Origin of the sequence: Mesorhizobium sp. M1A.T.Ca.IN.004.03.1.1, assembly GCF_003997555.1 — a bacterium.
Taxonomy (GTDB): Bacteria; Pseudomonadota; Alphaproteobacteria; order Rhizobiales; family Rhizobiaceae; genus Mesorhizobium.
On the sequence record NZ_RZTV01000642.1, the window covers coordinates 1 to 255 of the forward strand.

Genomic DNA, 255 nt, shown 5'->3' on the forward strand with positions numbered 1-255 from the left:
GCGAATCCGGTTACCGCTGAGGAACTAAAACACCTTCCTTGAGCGTGGAGACAATGACAGACGGGCGCTATCTGCAAGGGCGTCTGGTGCTTGTGAAAGACGATCATTTTGCTGCTAACAGTTCGATAAACGACCATGAGGACAAAAATGCGCTTGATCATTCTCGGAACCGGAGGATGGGCAAACACCCATGCCATGAATTTTTCCGAAATCGCCGACGTAAAAATTGTTGCTGCTGTCGATACGGACGAGGTC

The 255-nt window shown here is 49.8% G+C and carries 1 pseudogene; it reads left to right on the top strand.

The window, feature by feature from the left end:
- Nucleotides 1–147: 147 nt before the first annotated feature.
- A pseudogene (locus EOD29_RS37675) lies at nucleotides 148–255 on the top strand (gfo/Idh/MocA family oxidoreductase); the annotation flags it as partial.